The following is a 22,456-nucleotide window of genomic DNA, read 5'->3' on the forward strand; positions in this document are numbered from 1 at the left end:
CGGACGCATCCTGCGTCCGGGACGTTGTGACAGAGAGGCACGCGTGCAAGCTCCAACGAAGGGGGCGGGCAAGATGCCCACCCCACAGCCGGCGAGACGCCGGCGCTACGTTCCGCGCGGCGCGCACGCGGCTACCCGAGGGGGGGGAGGCGAGTCAGGGCACACGCGAGTGGAAGAGGCGGCCCTCCCCGGCGTGGCCGCCGGCCTGCCAGGGCAGGTTCCACTGCATGTGCTGGTCGACGTAGACGTCCCGCTGGCCGTCGATCTCGATCTCCAGGCCCGTGGCCTCCCACGGCGAGAGCGTCCGCCCGTCCGCCTGCACGTCGATGGTCCGCACGGCGACGTCGGGTGCTTCCTCACCGTCGAACGGCACGAGCAGCGTGACCATGATCTGGCCGCCGGTGCCGTGGCGCGTGTAGGTCAGGTGCTCCGGGTTCTCGTAGCCGTCCAGCGGGTAGGGGCACGGCTCCAGCCGGGGCGTGCCGGCCAGGCCCTCGACGGGCACGATCAGCAGGTTGCCACCGCTGGTGGCAAGCCGGTTGCCACCAGCGCCGCTCGTGACGAGCCGGCCGCCGTCCAAACGGCACGGCGCGCCGATCTGGAAGTGGAGCGTGTAATCGTGCCCGGCGTCCGTTTCCGGCGTGAACCGGTCGATCAGGATCCAGTACTTGCCGCGCAGGTAGAAGAGCTTGCGCCGGCCGGCGGCCACTTGATCGGCCAGGTACCGGTAGCCCTCGTGCGCGCCGCTGAAGTAGGCGTAGTCCGGCTCGCTCCGCCAGGCGTCGACGGTGGGGATCACCGCGCCTTTCCAGCGCCACTCGTCCTCGATCGGTATGTGATCGGCGCCGTCGACGGTCGCCACGTTGTGCGCGGCGCTGCTGACGCGCCACATGCGCTCCGGGCTGTCGCCGTAGGGCGCGTTGCCGTTGTCGATGAGGATGGGACGGCCGCGGCTGTAGAGTTCCAGGTTGAACACGTGCGTGTGGTTGTGGCTCTGCACCGCCGAACCGAGCGGCCCCGCCTCGATGCACACCCAGTCGGACGCGCGCGTCCAGTCCTGGCGCATGAAGTAGTAGCCGGAGCGCGGGAGGACGGTGTCCGCCGCCGAGCCCTCCGGCGCGCGGGCCTGAAGGCGCTCGTATTCGGGCAGCACGTTTCGTCCGCCGTCCATCAGGAGACCGCCATAGGGCGCCCGCCAGTCCGGGGCCAGCGCTTCGGCGACGAACTTCGCCTCGGGCATTTCGAACAGGGCGGCGAGCCGGCGCAGCCGCTCGAGCGAGCGATCGGGGCGATAGCGCGCGTTCGTGTCGCCCATGTGCGGGAACTCGCCGCTCGGCGCCATGGTCTTCCACTCCGTCTCGGCGACGCGCCGGAGTCGTTCGTGGAACTCCGGGCTCAGTTCCACCCCCGCCACGTCCGCCAGGCGCTGCACCTGGAGCCAATGGTTCAGCGTGCCGCTGTGGTAGCCGGAGGCCCGTTCGCGCGTGTAGCCGTCCTCCTCCATGAGGACGTTCATCTCGAACTCGAAGTAGGTCGGCATGAAGGCCCCGAACTGTCCGAACCATTCGACTTCCGGGAAGAACAGCGCGGCTTCGTAAAAGCCCATGAACGTGTGAAGCCACCAGTTGTGGCCCGAGGTGCCGAGCGAGCGTTCGCTCCACGTGCGGGACCATTCCCATTCGGCCCGCGACTGGTCGAGCAGCCAGCCGAGCAGCGGCACGAAGGTCTCGTCCGGGCACTCGGGCACGGGCAGCAGGTCCGTGATCAGCTCGCAGAGGCTGCGCGTGACGCCCCATGCGCCGCCGCCCCATTCCGCCCTGGCGGCCAGCACGGCCTCGCCGATCCGCCGGTACAGGGGCTCATCCTGCACGAGGATCATCGCGTCCGTGCCGATGGCCGAGAAGGGGTTGCTGTGGTATCCGGCGCGGATCAGGGTCCGGCCGAAGGCATCTTCCAGCCTGGCCCGAGCCCGCCGGCGCTGCTCGTCCGTTGCCCGGCTGCGGATCAGCTCGACGTATTCGCTCCCGTGGATCAGGCGGGGCTCCGTGCGGCTGCGCAGGCGCTGCACCAGCGCGATCGCCGCCGCGCGCGCTCCGTCGGCCTCCCTGACGGCCGCAACGGCCTGCAGTTCGGGCCGGTCCCAGTCCAGTTGTTCGCAGATACGCTCCGCCACCTCGTTCAGTTGGTCTTGCACTGCAGGGGGCTCCCCGTCCGGTCTTTCGGCGGCCGAAACGACCGCCGCCAGGCAGAAGGCAGATACGATGGCCAACGTCCGAATTCCGACTCGCATGGAAAACGTCCTCCGTCTGTCCGCTTCGCTCACGCACGTTCCGTCGTGCGGAGGATCTGACCGTAATAGAGGCGATGGAGATTGCCCTGGGGATAGGCGCCGGCGCGGATGTCGTCGGCGATCTCGGCGTCGAGCACGTCATTCCGATGCACCACGCGGCACTCGTAGTGGCGCACGCACTCCGCGATGAGGGGCACGGACACCGTGGCGGCGTCGACGGGCGTCAGGCCGCACCGCTCGAACTTGTCGACGTCGCGACCGGACTCGGTGCCGCAGAAGTCGCAGACCTCGCCCATGTCCTGATCCGGCACGCTGACGACGAACTCGCCGTGGGCGCGCAGGTTGGCGAACGTGTGGCGGGACGGCCGCACCAGGACCGTGAAGACGGGGCGGCTCCAGATCACGCCGACGCTGCCCCAGCCGATCGTCATGGTGTTCGGCCGGCCGGTCTCGCCGACCGTCGTCAGGAGCAGGCCCTTGCCGCGCAGTATCTCCAGCGTATGGCCCAGGTTATGGGTGTACTCCACCTGCGTCCATTCCATCATCCATCTCCTCGCGGTTGGTCTGTGGCGGCCGTCTTGCGGACCGCGGAGCCGCCGACGCCGGCCGTCAGCGTCAGCTTCATCATCTCCTCGACGGACACTCCGGGAAGCTCCTCGACCAGGTCCTTCGGCACGAAGACGGTGTAGCCGCCGAGCTGGTAGCTCATCGGCAGGTAGACGGCCACCTTGCCCTCCTGACCGGGCAGGAACCGCTCCGGCTTCTCCTGCGTGATGATGCCCAGCAGCTCGATCCGGCCGTCTTTCGAGCGGAGCACGGCGGATTTGCCGCGGCTCTGCGCCTGTGTGCCGCCCAGGAACTGGAGCAGGTCGCGCACGGCCGAGTAGAGGCTCTTGACCAGCGGGATGCGGTCGATGAGCTTCTCGCCCAGGCGGATCAGGCCGCCGAATATCCACAGCTTCGCCAGCAGCCCGACGGCGTAGATCGCGCCGAGGCCGATCACGATGCCGATCCCGGGGGGCGGCCCCCCCCAGCTCAGCCGCGTCAGCCCGGCCCGCACCGTTGTGTCCAGCCACCAGAGCGTCTTCCACACCACGTAGACCGTGACGATGATGGGCGCGACGACGATGAAGCCGTTCAGCAGTACGGCGCCGTGTCTCTTGACGTTCATGGCAGCTCCATGATCAGGGCCGGACAGCTCCGGGAAACGACGGGTCACTATAGGCTACGCGAAGGCGGGAGCCGAAACCATGGCAGGGCGCGGGCGCCGATGACTCAGCGCCCCGGCCCGATGCGTTCGTTCAGGAAGGCAAGCAGTCCTTCCGGGTCGTCCGTGCCGACAATGACAGAGCGCACGCGGGTCAGGCCCCGCGGCTTCTTCAGCCGGATGCGCACGGCGTCGAAGCCCCAGGTGTTGTAGACGGCGAACCGGCCGGGGATGCCATGCATGCCGTAACCGTGCAGAAAAAGGCGCGTGCGCATGCGCTCGGCGGACTGCATCGTCTCATACGGAACCCGGACGCTGAAGAGGCGCAAGGGTTTGAACTCCGCGACGAGCGCCTCCGGTTCGCCCCGCACGTCCAGCCAGGCGAAGCAGGCGCCGACTGCGAGCAGCAGGAGTCCGCAGGCGGCCAGCGGGGCGGAGGTTTCCGCCCCCATACCGCGGGCATAAACCCCGGCGGCGATGAGCGCCAGTGCCGGCAGTCCCATCAGCCAGAGCCATGGGCCGCGCTGCCTGTGCTCATAACCTGCCATGGACGCGGCTCCCGGTCAGAGGCGCCTCTGCACATGCATACTCAGCACACCCAGCCGACATTCACCACCGGAGTCCGTCATCGGCGTGGTTCCTCATCGGGACGACGGGCGACCGGGCCTGCGTGCCCGCAGGCCGGTCTCTGCGCCCTCCGCGCTCTCTGCGGTGGATTACAGCTTCTCAGGCCTTCTTTGTCCTCTTCCGCGCGCGCTTTGCGGGCGGGCTCTTGCGGGCCAGTTCGCGGAAGACGGCCTGCATGGCCCTCTGCGTGACCTTCTCCGCACGCGGTCCGACGCGCGTGGTGCGGATCTCGTAGCCGCCCTCGGGGTAGACGGCGGCAGTGGGCAGGTAGCCGATGTTGCCGTTGCTGTAGCCGAGGATGAGCGTGGCTTCCGCGGGAGACGCCTCGCGGCCGAAAAGCGCATACTCGACGAAGACCTCTGCGCTCAGCGCGACCAGCATGGCCTCGCCCACGCGCACGCCCTGCAGGCGCAGCCGGCGCGCCTCCTCGCCCTTCTCCTTCGGCGGCAGGTCGGCCGTGCTGTTGACGACGCGCAGGGGCAGGGGCTCCAGGTCGCGCACGTGGCTCAGCGCTTCCAGGACGGCGGAGCAGGCGTCGCGGGCGTGCTGTTCCATTTCGCCGAAGGTGCCGCGCATCCCGGGGCGGTGCGTGCTGTAGGGGTTCTGGTTGGCGCCGCAGCCCTGCAGGAACACGTAGCGCGCGCCCGGCGTGCGGCATTCCAGGCGCTCGACCGCGCGGGCCATCCACTCGCCCGAGAGACTCAGGTTCCATTCGCCCAGCGTCGTCCCGTGCAGGGGCACGCTGAAGAGCACCACGTCGGGCCTGTGCTCGCGCGCGAACCGCCAGACGTCGACCTCGTGGAGCGTCGGGCCTTCGGGGTTCTCGCCGAGGATGATCTGGCCGTCCTCGCGCAGTTCGCGGCGGTTCACGCCGATGTCGAGCGGCGCGTTGCCGACGCTGAAGCGCGCCGGGGAGGCGTCGGCGAGGGCCACGCGCAGGGCGCGGACGCTCTGCCGGACCATCTCGGCGCGGTAGGCCTCCTGCATCTCGTCGGGCTCGTGACGGCCGACGGCCGGCCCGGCGTGCGTGTGGCTGGTGTTCAGCAGCACGCGGTCAGGTTCAAGGCCCGTGGCCTCCCGGATGGCGGCCTTGAACGCGTCGGCATGGTCGAGGCTGAGCAGGCAGACGTCGTAGGTGAGCAGCGCGACGCGCTCGTTGCCGGCCTCGATCACGACGGCGTTGACGAACAGGTCGTCGTGCACGTCGTTGGCGCCCTCGGTGCGCGACGCGTAGCCGGCCATCCGGATGCCCAGCGGCGGCGTGATGCATTCCCGTCCATGCCCGACCGATACGGTGTCCATGCGATGCCCCTTCCCAGGAGGTGCGGCGGATGCGCCAACGCAACGTCTCGGAGTCTACAGCCGCCCCGCCGGGCTGTCAATCCGCCGGCGGGCCTGGTGCGGGGTCTGCGATCAGGAGAGTTCGGCCAGACCCTGCTCGACCAGCCGGGCAATCAGGTCGCGCATGTCGGCCCGCAGCGTCTCCGGCTCCACGTCGTACTCGTCGAGCAGGGCCTCGTAGGCGCTCTGAATCGAGTCGGATTCCATGAGCACCTGCCACATGCGGGCGCCGACCTCGTCCAGACCGTAGTAGGTCTCGTTGTCGAGGTTCAGCAGGACGGCTTCGCCGTCGAGGACGTTGATCAGCACGTTCTCCGCCGCCGACACGCGCTGCGAGAAGGGCACGTCTGCCATGGCCGGTTTCTCCATGCTCTCTGAGTCCGATGCCGTGTCTCCCGGCGGCCCGGAGCCCCGGACGGTCACCGCCTTTGCGCCGTCCTGTGCCCGGGCCGCACCAGCGCAGCCAGCAGCCGCCCGACGGGAGCCACGGCATGCTTCCGTATCATGCGCCAGGGACGCACGCCATAGTAGAGGAACGAGAGCCCGTGCGGCAACCGGCAGTGCGACCAGTCGGCCACCGTCGGGAACGCGGTGGCCTGCCAGCAATGGCCGATGCCGTCCCGCAGGCGTTCGCGCAAGCGCAGGGCGTAACGGAGGGAGTCCGCCGGGATCTTCCCGCGCTTCTCGCCGGCCAGGAAGGACTCCGCCATCCGCTCCGCCAGCCGCACCGCACGGGAGTCCGCGTTCATCGCGTCCTGCACGTGTGCGGGCACGGGCGCCTGCAGCAGGCGCCGGGCCAGCAGAAGGCCCAGGTGCAGTGCGCGCAGGGCGTGCGCGGCGGCCGCGCGAGCCGTGATCTCATCCCAGTGCAGGCAGGGGGTCGTGCGCAACAGCTCCGCCACGTCGCTCAGCCAGCCCAGACAGCTCCAGCGGTGTTTGCCCCCGTGCATGCACAGCAGCACGACCATGTCCTCGGGGCAGAACGTCGGCACCTGCCGCCCCAGCAGGGGCACGGCGCGGAGCCGCCGCCGGAGCGCCTCGCGGTCGATGCGGGCCGGGAAGGTCTTCCCCAGGAGGCCCGTGTGCAGCTCCACCGTCAGGGCGCCGTCGCCCTCGCCGCGCACCATCGGGAGCTGCCGCGCCCGCCGCACCTGGGCCCTCTCCTGAGCCGGCGTGAGGTCGAACGCGCAGCGGTAGCCTTGCCCGCGGAGCAGCGCGCGTGCGCGGGCGAAGTCCGGCGGGTCGATCAGGATGTCCAGATCGCCGAACTGCCGCAGCGCGATGTTGCCGTACGCCAGGGCGGCCAGCGTCGGGCCCTTGAAGGGCACGGCGGGGATTCGGTGCTCGTCCAGGAGGTCCAGCAGGCGGAGCAGTTCGGCGGTCAGGCGCAGGCTGTGCGCTGCGTTGGCCCGGCAGTCCGCCGCCATCCGCTCCAGGGCGGCGGCCGGCACGGCGTCCGGGCAGACGCCGCTCAGGGTCCTGTGCAGCAGGGGCACGAGCCCGTGGTCCTGCGCCGTGCCGCGCAGCCGGTCCCAATCGAGCACCTGCGCGGCCAGAGCGGCGATGTGCGGGCGCGCGTCGGCCTCGACGACCGTGCGGGCGCACGCCGCAAGCAGCTCCATCTCGGGCTTCGCGCACGTCATCACGCAGCGCTCCCCATCACGGGTGTTCGCCCTGAACGACGAGTTGGCCGCGCTCCATCTGCGCATGCCAGGACTGTGCATACGGCCCCGCCCGCTCGACGAGTTCCGCATGGCTGCCCGATTCCACGATCCGGCCCTCCTGCATGACGTGGATCACGTCGGCGTGCATCGCCGTCGTGAACCTGTGCGTGATCAGCACGGCCGTGCGGCCCTCGGCGAGCGTCCGGAACCGCTGCAGCCAGTCGCCCTCGGCCCACGAGTCCATGGCGCTGGTGGGCTCGTCCAGCAGGATGATGGGCGCGCGGCGCAGGAACGCCCGGGCCAGGGCGACCCGCTGCCACTCGCCGACGCTGAGTTCCGCGCCGCCGGCGAACCACTTGCCCAGCAGGGTGTCGTAGCCCCGCGGAAGGCGGGAGATCGGCTCGTCTGCGCCGGCCGCCCCGGCGGCCGCTTCGATCTCGGACGCGCCCGGCGCGGCCGGCAGGTCGCCCAGGGCGATGTTGTCGGCGGCCGTGACGCTGTACTGGACGGGCTGCTGGAACAGGACGGTCACCAGGCGGCGGTACTGCGCGACCGGCAGGTCCCGCAGGTCCACGCCGTCGATCTCGATGCGCCCCCGGTCAGGATCGTAGAGCCGGCACAGCAGCTTGATCAGCGTGCTCTTGCCCGCGCCGTTGGGGCCGACGATCGCCACGATCCGTCCGGCGGGGAGATGCACGTCGAAGTCGCTGAGCGCAGCGTTCCCGCTGCCGGGGTACCGGAACGAGACGCCGCGGAACCGGATGCCGTCGCGGAGTTCGGCGGGCACCGGCCGGGGGGCCGCCGGGCTGACCACGCGGGGCGCGAGGTCCAGAAACTCGAACAGGTTGCCGAGGAACAGGCAGTTGTAGTAGATCTGCCCGATGTGCTCGGTGAAGCTGCGCATGGCCGCCTGCCCGCGGCTGAAGACGGCGTAGAACAGCGCCAGGTCGCCCAGTGTGCCGCGGCCGTGCAGCACGCGCCAGACCATCCAGAGCAGGGCGGCGCCGGTCACCAGCAGCCCCAGCGCGGCGGCCCCGGCCTCGCTGAGGGCCTGCCGACGCGAGAGCGCCACCCGCTCATCGCGCAGCCGCTGCCGCAGCACTCGGTGTAGTGCCCGGAAGTGGTCTCCCAGCGCGAAGAGGCGCAGTTCGGCGGCGTTCTCCTTGGACGTCAGAACCCAGTCGTAGTACCACGTGCGCCGCTCGTTCTCCGTGTTGCGCAGCCGCCACTGGTGCTCCCGCAGGGCGAAGGCCAGCATGACGTAGAACGCCGGCATTGCGGCGGTCAGCAGCGCTACGGGAAGCCACCATCCGTACGGGACCAGCACCGCCGCCATGGCCAGCAGCGTGACGCCGTTCTGCAGCAGGCTGCCCGTGTTCTCCAGCAGGGCGACGGACCGGTAGCCGGCCTGGTCCCGGGCGCGATGCAGGTGATCGAAGAACTCGGGCGACTCGTAGAACGCCAGGTCGGCGGCGACCGACTGCTCGTGGATCAGGCCGCTGATGTGGTCCCGGAGGAGTTCCGACTGCACGGTGCGCACCAGGCCGGCGGCGACGCGCAGCAGTTCGTGCGCCAGCACGAGCGCCGCCACCAGGGCCGCCAGGACCAGCACCGGCCGCATGCGCTTCCAGTCGCCGCCCGCCAGCGCGACCTCCTGAAGTCCGTTGATCAGCGAACGGGCCAGGTAGACCGTGGCCGCCGGCAGGACGCCCTGCACCAGCAGCAGAACGACCCAGACCAGCGTCCATCGGCGCGTGGCATCCCAGACAAGGCTCAGCGTGTCCGGCATGTGCCGGATCTGTGCCAGGGCCTTGCGGAGGTTGGTGCCGAAGATACCGAGTGCGGATTGCATGGTCTGATGTCACCACGGCCGGCCGCGCATCTGTCGGGGCGCGCGGACGGCGTTGTCGGGCCTCCTCAGGCCCTGCACGGCGATGCTACGCGCACTCCGACTCGACGGGTGCGGCGGCCGAGTCGGGTTCCGTGCCCGGCGTTCGGGAGGTCTGCGGCGGTCCGACGTGGGCCAGGATCGCCGTGCGAACGTCCTGGAGGAGCGAGTAGTGCCGCGGGTAGGACAGGCGGAAGAGCGGCACCATGCGGCTCCAGCGGACGATCCGCTCGAACTCCCGGCGGAGCAGGTCCCGATCGTCCACGAGCAGATGGAACGTGCCCTTCATCAGTTCCATGGCCGTATCGCGCAGGGACACCGGCGCGATCGTGATCCCGTCGGCGTCGGCCGTCTGCCCCGGAGGTGCCAGCAGGTAGGCGCCGCGCAGCCGGACGGGGCCTTCGTGCCAGGTCATGCCCGTGTCGGCAGGCGAGAGCCGCCTCTTCCCCGTGTAGTGGGCGACCTGCGGCAGCGCCGTGTCCGCTCCGAACAGCGTCTCCACACTGTCCCGCCAGAGGCGCAGGCTGGGGTAGGTGGCCACGACCGAGAGCGCCCCGCCGTCTTCGCTGACGATGATCGAGTCGTCCGAGAGCAGGGGAGCGCCGTCGAGGCCGAAGCTGGACACGAGGGTGGACTTGCCCCGGCCGGTCTCGCCCAGGAAGGCCACCGCCTCGCCGCCGATGAGCACCGCCCCCGCGTGCACGACAACCCGGCCGCGGCGCGAGAGCGCAAGGGGCAGCACTTGGTCCAGGAGCAGGTGGCAGAGCGTCTGGCGCGGCAGGCGGGGTTCCGGACGGCAACTGAGGCACCGGCCGTCGGGGTCCAGCACGAAGTCGGCCATGCCGTAGAATCGCACCAGGTGCCCCTGCGGGACGACGCCCACCGAATACCAGGCGCTCCCATCCGGCAGCTCCGCGTGCCGCACCCACCGGTGGACGTGCGGGCTGGCCGTCTCGGGAGGAAGCAGCGGAACGGGAGGCAAGGGACCCTCGCCCGTCACCCGCGGAAGCACCAGATGGGGGCCGCTTCCGCCGAACATCTCATCGAACCGAGACGGTTGGGTCATCCTTGGGACACCTGCCAGGGTTATGCGGTTGTCGTCCTCCGCCCGTGTCGGACGGAGTGGCCGCCATCGCTGTCTGCAGACGGTCCGGATGCGGAAAGAACGTGGACGGTGCGATGCCAACGATGTCGGACCTGCGTTGCGACCTGCACTCGCGGCGACTGCCCTCAACGCGGTCCCTGGGCGGCAGTGGGCGGCGTCCGGCCGATGCCGCCCACTCCCATGGCAGCGAGCGACTCCGACCGACAGGCCGAGGAGGCGAAAGGGCTCTCGGACGATCCCGTGCCGGCCTGCGCGCGTCCGGCATCCTGCCCGGTCAGTTGCACAAACGGACCCACACACGTCGGACAACGGTGTGCAGGCACTCGCCCGGGTCCGGTCCGCCCACGTTCCGCGGCCGGCCGCGACCGTCGGCACTTCTCACTGCGACAATCCGCAACCGGCTGCACCACACACCCGGCGCGGCAGATCATCACCCTCGGTCATCCCCGTCCGGCGGTTCGGGCGCGGTGCGGGAGAGGCCGGGCATCCCATGCTATCGCGGACACAATGTCCCGCGTTCTCTCCTAACCGTCAGGCGCCGCCCGCCATCACACTCCGGCGAACCGGGACAGCGCCCCGGCCGCCCATCGAGCGCCTGTCACGAACGGTGACCGGGGTCCTTCCCGTGAGAATGCGGAGCCGAGTGCTCCACCATGCTTGAGCCTCCGCCCTTGGTCAGTTGCGCGACCGTCCCGTATGTGCTCATACACGGGGCGGAGTACCGTCTCTTTGCTGACAGAAAGCGTGTGGTGTCCTTCTTCATGGATCCTCTCCGGAGCGGCCCGGATCCTGCAACACGGTTGCCACACTCGTCGCTCGTTGCAGCGCAACCGTAGAGAGGATCCGCCCGCGTGGCGTTCTGCACGTCTCTCCAGTGTGCCGGTCACCGCAGATTGGACGGACGGCAACCGATGCACCCGCACCGGTCGCGAATTATACCGGCAGGCGCGCGCCTTGTCAATAGGGAAAATGCGCAGTCTGGACCCATCCTTCTCCGGAGTCTCGAGACCGCCGTCCTCACGGCCTGGCGGTTGTCTGCTGCGGCTCCCGTGCCGCCCGGCCGTGGCCCCGGCGCCAGACGGCCAGTGCGACGGCCTGCCAGATCCTGCCGCCGTCTTCCACCGCCCCGGTGGCCGCATGGCGGCGACGGGCCTCGTCCAGCGTGTTCAGACACACCAGGTCAGCCAGGTCCGTCCTCGGGCCGTCCAGCGCATCCGCGATGAGGCCGGCGGCCAGCGCGAACCACCGGGAGAGGAACGCGGCCCCGAGGTGTTCCCAGCCCTTGCGCCAGGTGACCTCGGGCGGGAGCAGGTGCTCGACGGCCCGGCGGAGGGCCACCTTCGTCCAGCCGCCGCCGAGGCGCTGCGTGCGCGGCAGGCGGAAGCAGAACTCGACGAGCCGCTTGTCCAGGAACGGGCGGCGCGGTTCGATCGAGAAGGCCGCCGCCATCCGGTCGTAGCGCTCGAACGCCACGGGCAGGTTCGGGGAGTCGAGCCGCCCTACGTCCAGTTCGCGCAGGCGGCGCGGGAGCCCCCGCCCCGGCCGGCCGCGTCCGTAGTGGGCCTCCACGCGATCGGCCAGCCGGATGCGGTCCGCAAACGCGGGATCGACAAGCGAGTTCCGAATGAGGGCGGCGGCCCGCCGCCGTCTGCGCATGTCCCTCAGCCGACCGCTCATCGGGATCCTGTGGGTGGGCAGCAGGGGCCGAAGGCCGTCGTGGAACAGGAAGTGCCACGGAGACTTCTTCCAGCGGCGGTAGAAGTCCGCCAGGCCCCGGGCGTCGGCCGCGGCCTCCCCCCACCGGCCCTCCCGCAACAGATAGGCCAGGTACACCCCGGCATGCGAGGCCACCACGTCGCCGTCCACGCCGTCCAGCAGGACCCGGATCCCCTCCCGCCGCGCGGCGGCGTACATGGGCAGCGGCACGCTGATCATGTCGTTGTCGAACAGGTCCTCGGTGTGGCGGACGATCCGCTCGAGGTCCGGCAGGAAGGCCGGCAGGTCCGCCGGGCGGACGGTGAAAGGCCGCACGCGGCCCTGCGCGAGCACGGCGCGGATGGCCCGGCTCTCCGGGCAGCCGGTCTCGTCGTCCGCCACCGCCGAGAACGTGCGCAGCGGGCCGTCGGCGGCATTCGCCAGGAGGTCCCGCGCCACGGCCACGATGGCCGACGAGTCCATGCCCCCGCTGAGCATCGCGCCGACGGCGTCGGGGGACCGAAGCCGGCACCGGACCGCCTCGGTGAAGACCTCCAGGAACGCTTCGGCATGCTCCGCGTCGGACCCGAGGCGGAGGTCCTCGGCGGACGGGTCGAGCGCCCAGTAGCGGCGCAGCGTCGCGCCCTGTCCGGAGACCGTCAGGGAGTGGGCCGGCGGCAGGCGGAAGACGTGCTCGTAGAAGGTGCACGTCTTGTCGATCGGCTCCAGGTCCGTCAGCAGGTAGTCGGCGATCCGGGCCTCGTTGATCCGCCAGGGCACCGCCGGCAGGGCCATGACGCCCTTGGTCTCGGAGGCGAAGGCGAACAGCGAGTCGGACAGGTGGTAGCAGAACGGCTTGATGCCGAAGTGATCCCGGGCGCAGAAGAGGGTCTGTCGGCGGGCGTCCCAGACGGCGAAGGCGAAGTCGCCCAGCAGGCGGGCAGGGCAGCCCTGGCCCCAGCGCTCGTAGGCGCGCAGGATCAGCTCGCTGTCGGTCACCGTGTCGGCCGGCCGGCCGGCGGGGCCCAGGGCCGCGATCAGTTCCTCCCGGTTGTCGATGCGGGCGTCGGCCGTGATCGTCAGGCCGCGGACGGGGTCGGTTGCCGGCAGCGTCTCGTGGAGCGATTCGGGCGTGGTGCGCAGCATGCAGTGTCCCAGGCCGACCGGCCCCTGCGCCCACGTCCCTGATCCGTCGGGGCCGCGGTGGAGAAGGGCGCTGACCATCCGCTCGACCTCGCGGGGCGCGGCGGGGCGACCATCGAGACGACAGAATCCGGCAATCCCGCTCACGGCGGCCCCTTTCGGACGGGCGGGTCCCCGGGCGGGCCGTCGGGCCGTGCCGCCGTCCGGGCCTGTCGGAACCGGCCGAACCGGCGGCGGACGCCTTCGGGCTGGTTGACGGGCTGGCCCATGAGTTCGACCCAGGCGTGGGCCTCGAGTCGGCCCGCGTGCTTGTATGCGCCGACGCAGAGTTCCGTCTCGATGCCGCGGCGCCGCAGCAGATGCTGCAGGACGATGGACTGCAGGAGGCACGCGGCGCGGAACGGACACCAGCGCGCGGCGACGGCCACCATGCGTGCCGCCTCGACCGCGCTCACCATGGCGCCGGCCGCGCTCGCTGCGTGTCTTGTGTCGGGCGGCGTTCCCGTGGCCGCCCGTCCGAGCACTTTCAGGCGCCGGAGCCCCAGTACCCGCAGGGCGACTGCCGTCAGCGGCAGCAGGACGAGTGCGCGGAGCAGCAGGCTGCGCTGGCGGCGGCTCAGCGCGCGGTACTGGCGCCACTTGCTCATGGATGCGGGCGTTGCTTTCGGCTGACGGGGAGGCACGGCCCGGGCCAGTGTACCGGCTGGCCCCGGCAGGGGCAAGTGGTGGCGCGGCGCGGTGGCTTGAACGCCCCGGGGGCGGCCCGTAGAATCCGGTGCGGGACGGTGGTCCCGATGTCAGGTTCTGGGAACGCGGGCCGGAAGGGGAAGGTCATGTCGATGCTGTCGGTCGGGCTGGGGGTGGTGGTGTTGATGGGGTGTTCGGTGGCGTGGGCACAGGAGGCGTCGGAGGGGATCGCGGCGGGCTTCCCCGGCGACGTGGGGATCGAGAAGCACCCGGCGGTCCTGTTTGCCTCGGGGTTCGAGGACGGCTTCGAGGGCTGGTCGCTCGTCGAGCGCGACCGGCGGATCAGTTCGCTCGTTGAGGATCCGGAGCTGGCCCACAGCGGCACCACCTGCTGCCGGAGCGTGGCGGTGCGGGGCGTGAACACGGGCGGGAACGTCACGCACAACTTCCGGAGGGAAGTGGACCAGGTCTTCCTGCGCTTCTACTGCCGGTTCCACAGGGATGCCGTCATCCCGCACCACTTCGTGAAGATCCGCGCCATCCGGCCCGGCGGCGACGGCATCCGCGCAGGGCGGCGTCCCGCCGGCGACCGCGCTTTCTGGACCGGCATCGAGCCGGTGCGCGATCGCACCTGGCAGTTCTACACCTACTGGCACAAGATGCGGGCCTCCCAGCAGCGTGCGACCGAAGCCGAGAGCACCTACTACGGGAACCGCATGATCATGGGCGGCCAGGAGCGGCTGGAGCGCGAGCGCTGGATCTGCGTCGAGGCCATGCTGAAGGCCAACACACCGGGACAGTCGGACGGCGAGCAGGCGTTCTGGATCGACGGCGAGCTGATCGGCTGGTGGAAGCCGGGCAGCCCCATGGGCAACTACCGCGGCGCGCACTTCGTGACGCCCGCCCCGCCCGGGACGGAGCCGATCCCGTTCGAGGGCTTCGACTTCCGCAGCGATCCGGCGGTGAAGATCAACCAGGTGCTGCTGCAGTGGTACGTCACGGAGCGCTACGCGCGCGCCGGCACAAGCGACCGGAATATCGTGTACTTCGACGACGTGGTGATCGCGACGGAGTACATCGGGCCGATGGCGGCACGCACTGACACGGACTGACACACGGACCATCCTTCGCTGGAGCGTCCGTGTCCGTCCGTGCTCGTCTGTGTTGGCTCTTGTCCCCCTTATTCGCCGCGCCTGCGGGCGCGGCGGGTGCGGTACAGGCGCTCCGTGAAGCCCCCTTCCGCCTCGAAGGCCGCTGCCTGCGCGGATACCTGGCGGTCCAGAAGGTGGCAGCATATGTTCAACAGGGAAAGGACCGCGTTGGCCGCGAGCGCGGAGTACGGCGGCGCCTCGCCGTCAGCCGAACGGTGCTCGTGCTGCGCCCAACTGCGCACTTGTGCCAGTGTGGAGCAGCGGCGTGCGCGGAAACGCTGCAGCGCGGGGTGGTCGGGCGGCCATTCCGCCAGCCCGTGCTGGCGCAGGTAGTCCTGGTAGTCCAGCCGGAGTTCCTCCAGGCTGGCTCGGGCCACGTTCGTGAGCTTCAGCTCCATCTTCCTGGACGTGCCGCTCGCCGTGCTGCCTTCGGCGATGTTCTGCACCCCTGAGCGCGCAGCCTGCACCATCTGGTCTCTGGTGCGGCTGCGTCTGTCAATGTAGCGCTCACAGAAGCGCACTGTCATATCGTAGATCAGCTGTGCCACGCGAAAGCTCCTCAGGCGGCGGTATCCGCCGTGCCTCGGCAGCAGAGGTTCGCGCTGGCCATCTTTGCCGGTCATGGTGCTGGAGCTTAGCATGCCGGCACGCTGCCTGTCCAGGGAAAACGGCAAAAACGAACACGGACGAACACGGACGAACACGGATGGACACGGACGAACACGGACGGACACGGACGGACACGGACGAACACGGACCGGCAACACGCCCCCCCGGCCCGTGCCGCACCCGGCCCGTGCCGCACCCGGCCCGTGCCGCACCCGGCCTGCCCAGCCCCGGCGCAGGCGGGCTTGCCCGCCGGAGGCGGGTCCGTGTCCGTCCGTGTTCGTCCGTGTTCGTCCGTGTGTCCGTGCGTTCCTGTCTGGACTCTCATGCACAAGACGTGCATCTTCCCCAAGCGCCCATTCCACCACCGCGACAAAGCCGGCAGCGGCAGCCGGCATTTGTGTGTACCATCTGAAATGAGGATAAGGCAAGGCCATGACTGCCGATATCCCCCGCCCGGAGCACCCGCGGCCGCTGCACTGGAGGCGGATATCGACGGGGGCATGGCCCTGGGTTTCGACGGAGCGCGCCTGAGGCCGTCCCGTCACCTCACCATCTCGTCGTAGCGCAGGCCCGTCCAGCGCGCGACGAGGTCGCGGGCCCACTGTGGGGAGGTGTCCTCCTCGCCGCGGGTGACGCGTTCGCAGGCGCGCAGGTAGAAGCCGTGGTGCGCGGGCGTGCGCAGGACGTTCAGCAGCTTGGCCGCGGCGGCCACCCGATCGGTCTCCGAGAGGGCCAGTGGCGACTTGCAGACGCCGAGGTGCGCGTCCGGGCCGTGGCTGTCGATGAAGGCGTCCCAGCAGGCCTGCACCGCCTCGGGGTCCGCCAGCAGGTCGGAGACCTTCTGCAGGTCGTCCAGGAACGGTGCGCGTACGGCGTCGGGCATGAGCCGCAGTCGGTCGGCCTGGATCAGGTAGGGTGTCAGCGAGGCGCGCTCCAGCACGTCGCCGCGGAAGTCCAGGTGGAACAGGTAGCCGCAGTGGCGGTAGAACAGGTCGTTGGGCTGCCAGAAGCAGAAATTCCCCAGGCTGTAGGCGATCGGCACCTGGTCGAGCATCTCGATGCCCTGCGGCACGTGCGGGTGGTGGGCGATGACGGCGTCGGCGCCGGCCGACGCGATCAGGCGCAGCCCGTCGACCATGTAGGGCGGCGGCAGGGGCGTGTGCTCGCGCCCGCCGTGGACGATGACCACGACGACCTGCGCGGCGCCGCAGTCCTTCAGGGCCAACACCTGGTCGGCCAGGACCTCGGGCTCGAAGCCGTAGCCGCCGGGGCCGCCCTGGCGGGAGCGGCATTCCTCGCCCTCGGCGCAGTTCAGGACGGCCACGCGGACGCCGCGGACCTCCAGCAGTGCGGGCCGGGCGGCCTCGTCTTCGGACATGCCCGCGCCGACCGTCAGGACGCCGGCCGCGTGCAGGTGGTCCAGCGTGTGGGCCAGGCTCTCGTCGTCGAAGTCGCGGGTGTGGTTGTTGGCCATGCAGGCGACCTCGAAGGGGGCTGCTGCGAAGGCGCGTGCGCCCTCGACGGGGGCGTTCAGGTTGGGGCCGCCCTTGGGGATGGGCCGGCCGACGTCGCCGAGCACGCACTCGAAGTTGGCCACCCGCACGTCGGCCTGCCGCAGGACGGGCAGCAGGTCGCCGTAGACGCCCTCGGGGTCGGAGAGCATCACGCCGCCCAGTTCGCGGATGGGCGCCCAGTCGCCGGCCAGCGTCATGCGCCAGGCCGGCCCCTGGCCCCTCAGGTCGGTGGTGAACACGCCGCTGCGCCAGTCAGCGCCCATGGTGATCCGTCCTTCCGTTCGTGGTGCAGGAGTTGCGAGCGCGCCGCTCGGACAAGCGGCGGTCAACGATAACACGGATCGCCGCCCGAGACCACCGCCGGCGCGGCCGCGGCGCCGCTTGAATCACGAGTCGAATCCGGTACACTCTGTCCGGACCGATGAGAACGCACAGACTGCGCACGCGCGCGATGGGCCGCATGGCACGGCGGACGGGTTGAGGAGCGGCGGGCATGAGCACCCCCGACGGTCCGGCCGCGTCCCTGGCGCCGCGTGCCCTCTCCTCGCTGGGCCGCCTGGTTCCCTTCCTGCGACCGTACGCCACGCCGATCCTGATCGCGCCCGCGCTGCTGGCGGCCGAGGTCTTCGCCGGCCTGCTCCAGCCGCGGCTCCTGCAGACGGTCGTGGACAAGGGCATCCTCGCCTCCGACTTCGGCGTCGTTCTGCACATGGGGCTGCTGATGATCGGCCTGGCGATCGTCGGCGTCGCGTGCGGCGTGGCGAACACCCTGCTGGTCGTCCCGGTCGCGCAGGGGTTCGGCGCCGATGTGCGCGCGGCCGTCTTTCGCAAGGTCCATTCGCTGTCCGTGCGCAACCTCGACGAACTCGGCACGGGCAACCTGATCACGCGCTGCACGAACGACGTCACGCAGTTGCAGGACGCCCTGCAGTCGCTGCTGCGCATCTTCGTGCGGGCGCCGCTCATCCTGCTGGGCAGCATCGTGCTGGCGGTGCTCACGTCGCCCTCGCTGGCCTTCATCATGGCGGGCATCGTGCCGGTGCTGTTCGTGGCCATCTGGGTGTTCTTCCGCTTCTCGCACGCGATGTTCACGCGCATGCAGGCGCGGCTGGACGCGCTCAACCGTGTCACGCAGGAGAACATCGCCGGCGTGCGCGTGGTCAAGGCGTTTGCGCGGGCGGACCACGAGGCGGCCCGCTTCGAGCGCGCCAACGAGGACCTGACGGCCGCCACGGCCGGCGCGATGCGGTTCGGCGCCCTCATCATGCCGTTCATGGAACTGGTCGTGGACATGGCGCTGGGAGCGGCGGTCTGGTACGGCACGCGCGGGGTCTCCTACGGCGACCTGCAGCCGGGGCAGGTGATCGCCTTCGCCAACTACCTGCGGCGCACGGTGATGGCGCTGCGCCTGGCGGCGATGGTGCTGGTGCGCCTCTCGCGGGCGGGCGCGTCGGGCGCCCGGGTCGTGGAGGTGCTCGACAGCGAGCCGGACGTGCAGGACGCGCCGGACGCGCCGGAGACCCCGTCGCTGCGCGGGCGCGTGGTGTTCGAAAACGTGACGTTTCGCTACCGGGGGGCCGAAACGCCGGCGCTCCGGGACGTGTCCTTCACCGCCGAGCCCGGCCAGGTGGTGGCCGTGCTCGGGGCGACGGGCTCGGGCAAGTCGACGCTCGTGCATCTGATCCTGCGGTTCTACGACGTCGAATCGGGCCGGATCACCGTGGACGGTCTGGACGTGCGCACGCTGCGTCGCCAGGACCTGCGCCGGCACGTCGGGATCGCCCTGCAGGAGTCGGTGCTGTTCTCCGGCACGATCGCCGACAACATCCGCTTCAGCCGGCCGGCGGCGGCGGACGAGGAGGTCGTCGCCGCCGCGCGGACGGCCCAGGCGCACGAGTTCATCTCCGCGTTGCCGGGCGGTTACGGGACCCGGCTCGGCCAGCGCGGCGTGAACCTGTCCGGCGGCCAGAAGCAGCGCATCGCCATCGCGCGGGCGCTCCTGGCCCGGCCGGCGGTGCTGATACTGGACGACAGCACGAGTTCGGTGGACGTGGAGACGGAGGCGCGCATCGAGGACGCCCTGCGCGAGGTCATGGCCGGCCGCACCAGCATCGTCATCGCCCAGCGGATCAGCACGATCCTGAACGCCGACAAGATCCTCGTGCTCGACTCCGGACGGCTCGTGGCGGAGGGCACGCACGGCAGCCTGCTGGCCGACAGCCCGGTCTACCGGGAGATCTACGACTCACAGCTCGGCGGCGGGGTGGGCCAATGACCGGATACCGCACCATGCCATCGGGGGGCCCGACGTGAGCTGGCACGAACGGGGTCCCAGCTTTCGGATGGGCGGCGGGGGCGGACCGCGCCGGCGCATGATGCTGCTGGCGGCCGAGAAGCCGAAGAGCGGCCGCCGCGTGTTCGCGCGCCTCTGGGGCTACCTGCGCCGCCGCACGGCCGCGCTGCTGGTCATCTTCCTGCTGATCATCGTGGCCGCCGCCGTCGACCTGGTCAACCCGCTGATCCTGCGCACGGCGATCGACGATTACGTCATGGCCGGCCGGATGGGCGGGCTGCCGGGCGTCGTTGCGCTGCTGGCGGGCGTTGCGCTGCTGCGCGTGGCGGCGAACTGGCTGCAGGCGTTCCTCATGGTCGGCGTGGCCCAGCGCACCGTGTTCGACCTGCGCCGCGCGCTGTTCACACGCCTGCAGGCGCTGTCCGTGCGCTACTACGACGAGCACTCGGCCGGCGACCTGATGAGCCGCTTCACCAATGACCTAGACAACGTCAGCACCACGCTCAGCGACAGCGTGTCGCGCTTCTTCCTGGGGACGATCCGGCTGCTCGGGGCGGTCTCGATCATGTTCTACCTGAGCTGGCGGCTGGCCCTGATCTCGCTGGCCACCGTGCCGATCGTCATGGGTCTGGTCCGATGGGTCTCCCGGCACACGCTGAAGGGATACCGCGATCAGCAGGAGGCGCTGGGGACGCTCAACGGGCTGATCGAGGAGACCATCACCGGCGCGCGCGTCATCAAGGCCCATGCCTGCGAACCGCGAGTCCTGGGGGAGTTCGACGAGGCCAACGCGCGCCTGCGCTCCGCCGCGATGCGGGCAATGACCTTTGCCATGCTGCTGCCGTCGCTCATGCACCTGGCGAACAACCTGAGCTTCGCCGTCACGACCGGCGCGGGCGCATGGATGGCCATCCGCGGCTGGGTCAGCGTCGGAACGATCGTCGCCTTCCTCCGCTACTCGGAGCAGTTCGGGCGGCCGCTGAACGAGATCGCCAACGTCTTCAACACCATCCAGGCCGCCCTGGCCGGGGCCGAACGCGTCTTCGAGGTCATCGATCAGGAGCCGGAGACGACCTCCCCGCCCGACGCCGTCCCGCTGGGGCGCGTGACGGGCGACATCGAGTTCGACGACGTGACGTTCGCCTACGAACCCGGCGTGCCGGTGCTCCGCAACGTCAGCTTCCATGCCAGGCCCGGGCAACGGGTCGCGCTGGTCGGCCCGACCGGCGCGGGCAAGACGACCATGGTCAACGTGCTCGCCCGCTTCTACGACGTGGACTCCGGCACGATCCGGATCGACGGCTGCGACCTGCGCCGCTTCCGCAAGGACGACCTGCGCCGTCAGCTCGGCATCGTGCTGCAGGACAGCTTCCTGTTCGGCGGCAGCGTGATGGAGAACATCCGCTACGGGCGGCTCGAGGCGAGCGATGACGAGGTCGTCGAGGCGGCCAGGGCGGCCAACGCCGACGCCTTCATCCGCCACCTGCCCCGGGGCTACCACTCCACCCTGGCCGAGCGCGGGGCCAACCTCAGCCAGGGGCAGCGCCAGCTCCTGACGGTCGCCCGCGCGCTCCTGGCCGACCCGGCCATCCTGGTGCTGGACGAGGCGACCAGCAGCGTCGACACGCGCACGGAGCGCCACATCCAGGAGGCGCTCGGGCGCCTCATGACCGGCCGCACGAGCCTGGTCATCGCCCATCGGCTCAGCACCATCCGGGACGCCGAGATGATCCTGGTCATCGACGGCGGCCTGATCGTCGAGCGCGGCCGCCATGCGGATCTTATGGAGCGGCGGGGCTTCTACCACCGGCTCTACGTCAGCCAGTTCAAGGGCCACGCCGCGCCGGAGTGAGGCGCGCGCCTCATGTCAGCCGCACAAAGGCGACGCTGTCGGCAGGCACGTAGACATGGCAGTTGAACGTCTGCGAGACGGAGACCGCGCGTTGCTCGACCGGTTCGAGTTCCAGCGTCTCCTCGCACCAGCGGGCGTCGCCGTCCACGCGCCGAAGGGTCAGGGTGCGCACGCCGGGCGTCAGGTTGCGGAACGTCAGATTGGCGGCGCGGTCCTGCGGTTCGTCGGCGTTGTGGTTCACGATCATCACGCCGACGGCATGCCCGCAGCGGCCGGCGAGGACGCGCAGGCCGTGCGGCGCCTCAACGGGAAGGCGCGCCTCGCCCAGTTGCGCGAGCATCTGGTAGACGAAGTACTGCGGCCGGACCTCTCCGCCCACGCCGAACAGGCCGAGCCTGTGCGGGATCTCGTTCCAGTGCCGCGTCATGAGGCGCACGCCGTTGTCCGAGAAGAACGGCTCGAAGTCCTCATGGAAGCAGGTCTGGTCCCAGATGTGGTAGTAGAAGGACCAATCGAGTCCGGCCTCCATCATGTCCAGGATGGCGGCGGCGACGATGGCGGCCCGGCGCGGATCGCGGGCCTGCTCGGCGACCGAGACCTTGAGCGCGAGGTCGCTGTTCCACTCCGTGACCAGCGTCTCCGGCCGCCGGCCCGGGTAGCCGTCCAGCACCTTGCGGATCTGCCGCACGCACGCCGCGTGCTTCTCGGGTGAGTCGTGGTACAGGTGCCAGGAGACGAAGTGGAGGGGGGTGTCCGTCTGTGCGCAGAACTCGACCAAGCCGGGCAGCAGGGCGTGGCCCGCGCTCGCCAGGGCGGGCCCGCCGACCCGGGCCTCGGGGAAGACCTCCAGGACCGGGCGGACCGTCATCGCGTAGTACTCGGCGTACTCGGCGGGATCCTTGATGAGGTAGGGGCAGCCGCCGTTCTCGCCGATGTCGGGCTCGTTGCCGATCTCCCAATGGGTGACGACCCGCCGCTGGACGCTGTAGCGGCGCACCAGTTCCCGGACGACGTTCTGCCACTCGGCCACGTCGCGCGGGCGCCAGATGCTCTGGTCGATCTCGGGATAGAGGGCCTTCGGCTTGATCGTGACGGCGGCGACGACCTTCGCGCCGGTCCTCTCCAGGGCATCCATGTAGGGATCGAGCCGGCTCCAGTCGAAGCGGCCTTCGCCCCTGTAGACCCGGAAGAACTCCTGGATGAAGATGCGGATCAGGCGCGGCCGGAGCCGGCGGGCGTCCTCCACAACGCGGCCCGGCAGGGGCAGCCAGTTGACTCCGCCGTGCCCCAGGGAATGGCGCCACGTTTCGAGCGGCTCGCCGTTCGGCTTCGCGTCGACCGTCACGTCCGTCAGTTCGTTCGGCAGGTTGAGACGCATGGAACTCTCCGC

17 protein-coding genes are annotated in these 22,456 nt (G+C 70.4%); 3 read left to right on the top strand and 14 right to left on the bottom strand.

Going from position 1 to position 22,456, the window contains the following annotated elements:
• Window positions 1–154: 154 nt before the first annotated feature.
• From GXY85_03515 to GXY85_03565, 11 genes are all read right to left on the bottom strand, one after another.
• Window positions 155–2,194 carry a hypothetical protein gene (locus GXY85_03515; protein ID NLW49896.1) on the bottom strand — a complete coding sequence of 680 codons (2,040 nt, stop codon included), beginning with the start codon at window positions 2,192–2,194 and terminating at the stop codon, window positions 155–157.
• A 125-nt stretch (window positions 2,195–2,319) separates the two neighbouring features.
• A complete protein-coding gene (locus GXY85_03520) occupies window positions 2,320–2,832 on the bottom strand; it encodes a flavin reductase family protein (GenBank protein ID NLW49897.1) in 513 nt (170 codons plus the stop codon).
• Window positions 2,832–3,461, bottom strand: coding sequence for a DUF502 domain-containing protein (locus GXY85_03525; GenBank protein NLW49898.1), 630 nt, complete (start codon window positions 3,459–3,461; stop codon window positions 2,832–2,834). Before GXY85_03525 ends, GXY85_03520 begins: the two co-directional genes overlap by 1 nt.
• A gap of 104 nt (window positions 3,462–3,565) precedes the next feature.
• On the bottom strand, window positions 3,566–4,045 hold the full coding sequence (locus tag GXY85_03530) for a DUF3093 family protein (protein NLW49899.1): 480 nt from the start codon (window positions 4,043–4,045) through the stop codon (window positions 3,566–3,568).
• Between the two features lie 178 nt (window positions 4,046–4,223).
• Window positions 4,224–5,426 (bottom strand): hypothetical protein, encoded by a 1,203-nt coding sequence (locus tag GXY85_03535; GenBank protein NLW49900.1) that lies wholly within the window; start codon window positions 5,424–5,426, stop codon window positions 4,224–4,226.
• 111 nt (window positions 5,427–5,537) lie between these two features.
• Entirely contained in the window at window positions 5,538–5,819 is a 282-nt protein-coding gene (locus GXY85_03540) for a PqqD family protein (GenBank protein NLW49901.1), read from the bottom strand.
• A 65-nt stretch (window positions 5,820–5,884) separates the two neighbouring features.
• A complete protein-coding gene (locus tag GXY85_03545) occupies window positions 5,885–7,108 on the bottom strand; it encodes a nucleotidyltransferase family protein (protein NLW49902.1) in 1,224 nt (407 codons plus the stop codon).
• A gap of 16 nt (window positions 7,109–7,124) precedes the next feature.
• Complete coding sequence (locus GXY85_03550; protein NLW49903.1) at window positions 7,125–8,981, bottom strand: ABC transporter ATP-binding protein; 1,857 nt, start codon at window positions 8,979–8,981, stop codon at window positions 7,125–7,127.
• An 85-nt stretch (window positions 8,982–9,066) separates the two neighbouring features.
• Window positions 9,067–10,083, bottom strand: coding sequence for a hypothetical protein (locus GXY85_03555; GenBank protein ID NLW49904.1), 1,017 nt, complete (start codon window positions 10,081–10,083; stop codon window positions 9,067–9,069).
• A 1,056-nt stretch (window positions 10,084–11,139) separates the two neighbouring features.
• The gene (asnB, locus tag GXY85_03560) at window positions 11,140–13,107 is read right to left on the bottom strand and encodes an asparagine synthase (glutamine-hydrolyzing) (protein NLW49905.1); all 1,968 of its coding nucleotides are present in this window, start codon (window positions 13,105–13,107) and stop codon (window positions 11,140–11,142) included.
• Window positions 13,104–13,607, bottom strand: a complete 504-nt coding sequence (locus tag GXY85_03565) for a lasso peptide biosynthesis B2 protein (GenBank protein ID NLW49906.1) — start codon at window positions 13,605–13,607, stop codon at window positions 13,104–13,106. Before GXY85_03565 ends, asnB begins: the two co-directional genes overlap by 4 nt.
• Before the next feature lie 186 nt (window positions 13,608–13,793).
• Between GXY85_03565 and GXY85_03570 the strand changes: the two genes are divergently transcribed.
• Window positions 13,794–14,759: a hypothetical protein gene (locus tag GXY85_03570; GenBank protein NLW49907.1), complete on the top strand. Its 966-nt coding sequence runs from the start codon at window positions 13,794–13,796 to the stop codon at window positions 14,757–14,759.
• Window positions 14,760–14,827: 68 nt separating this feature from the next.
• Here GXY85_03570 and GXY85_03575 read toward each other — a convergent pair whose 3' ends face one another.
• Together GXY85_03575 and GXY85_03580 are read right to left on the bottom strand one after the other, a co-directional pair.
• A complete protein-coding gene (locus GXY85_03575) occupies window positions 14,828–15,421 on the bottom strand; it encodes a four helix bundle protein (protein NLW49908.1) in 594 nt (197 codons plus the stop codon).
• A 527-nt stretch (window positions 15,422–15,948) separates the two neighbouring features.
• Window positions 15,949–17,184: a CapA family protein gene (locus GXY85_03580; protein ID NLW49909.1), complete on the bottom strand. Its 1,236-nt coding sequence runs from the start codon at window positions 17,182–17,184 to the stop codon at window positions 15,949–15,951.
• A 230-nt stretch (window positions 17,185–17,414) separates the two neighbouring features.
• Between GXY85_03580 and GXY85_03585 the strand changes: the two genes are divergently transcribed.
• Both GXY85_03585 and GXY85_03590 read left to right on the top strand, forming a co-directional pair.
• On the top strand, window positions 17,415–19,196 hold the full coding sequence (locus GXY85_03585) for an ABC transporter ATP-binding protein (protein NLW49910.1): 1,782 nt from the start codon (window positions 17,415–17,417) through the stop codon (window positions 19,194–19,196).
• A gap of 34 nt (window positions 19,197–19,230) precedes the next feature.
• Window positions 19,231–21,066 carry an ABC transporter ATP-binding protein gene (locus GXY85_03590; protein NLW49911.1) on the top strand — a complete coding sequence of 612 codons (1,836 nt, stop codon included), beginning with the start codon at window positions 19,231–19,233 and terminating at the stop codon, window positions 21,064–21,066.
• Between the two features lie 10 nt (window positions 21,067–21,076).
• On the opposite strand, the gene GXY85_03595 is transcribed toward GXY85_03590, so the two are convergent.
• Window positions 21,077–22,444, bottom strand: a complete 1,368-nt coding sequence (locus GXY85_03595; GenBank protein ID NLW49912.1) for a hypothetical protein — start codon at window positions 22,442–22,444, stop codon at window positions 21,077–21,079.
• Between the last annotated feature and the right edge of the window lie 12 nt (window positions 22,445–22,456).

The organism is Candidatus Brocadiaceae bacterium (genome assembly GCA_012728835.1).
Lineage (GTDB): Bacteria > Planctomycetota > Brocadiia > SM23-32 > SM23-32 > JAAYEJ01.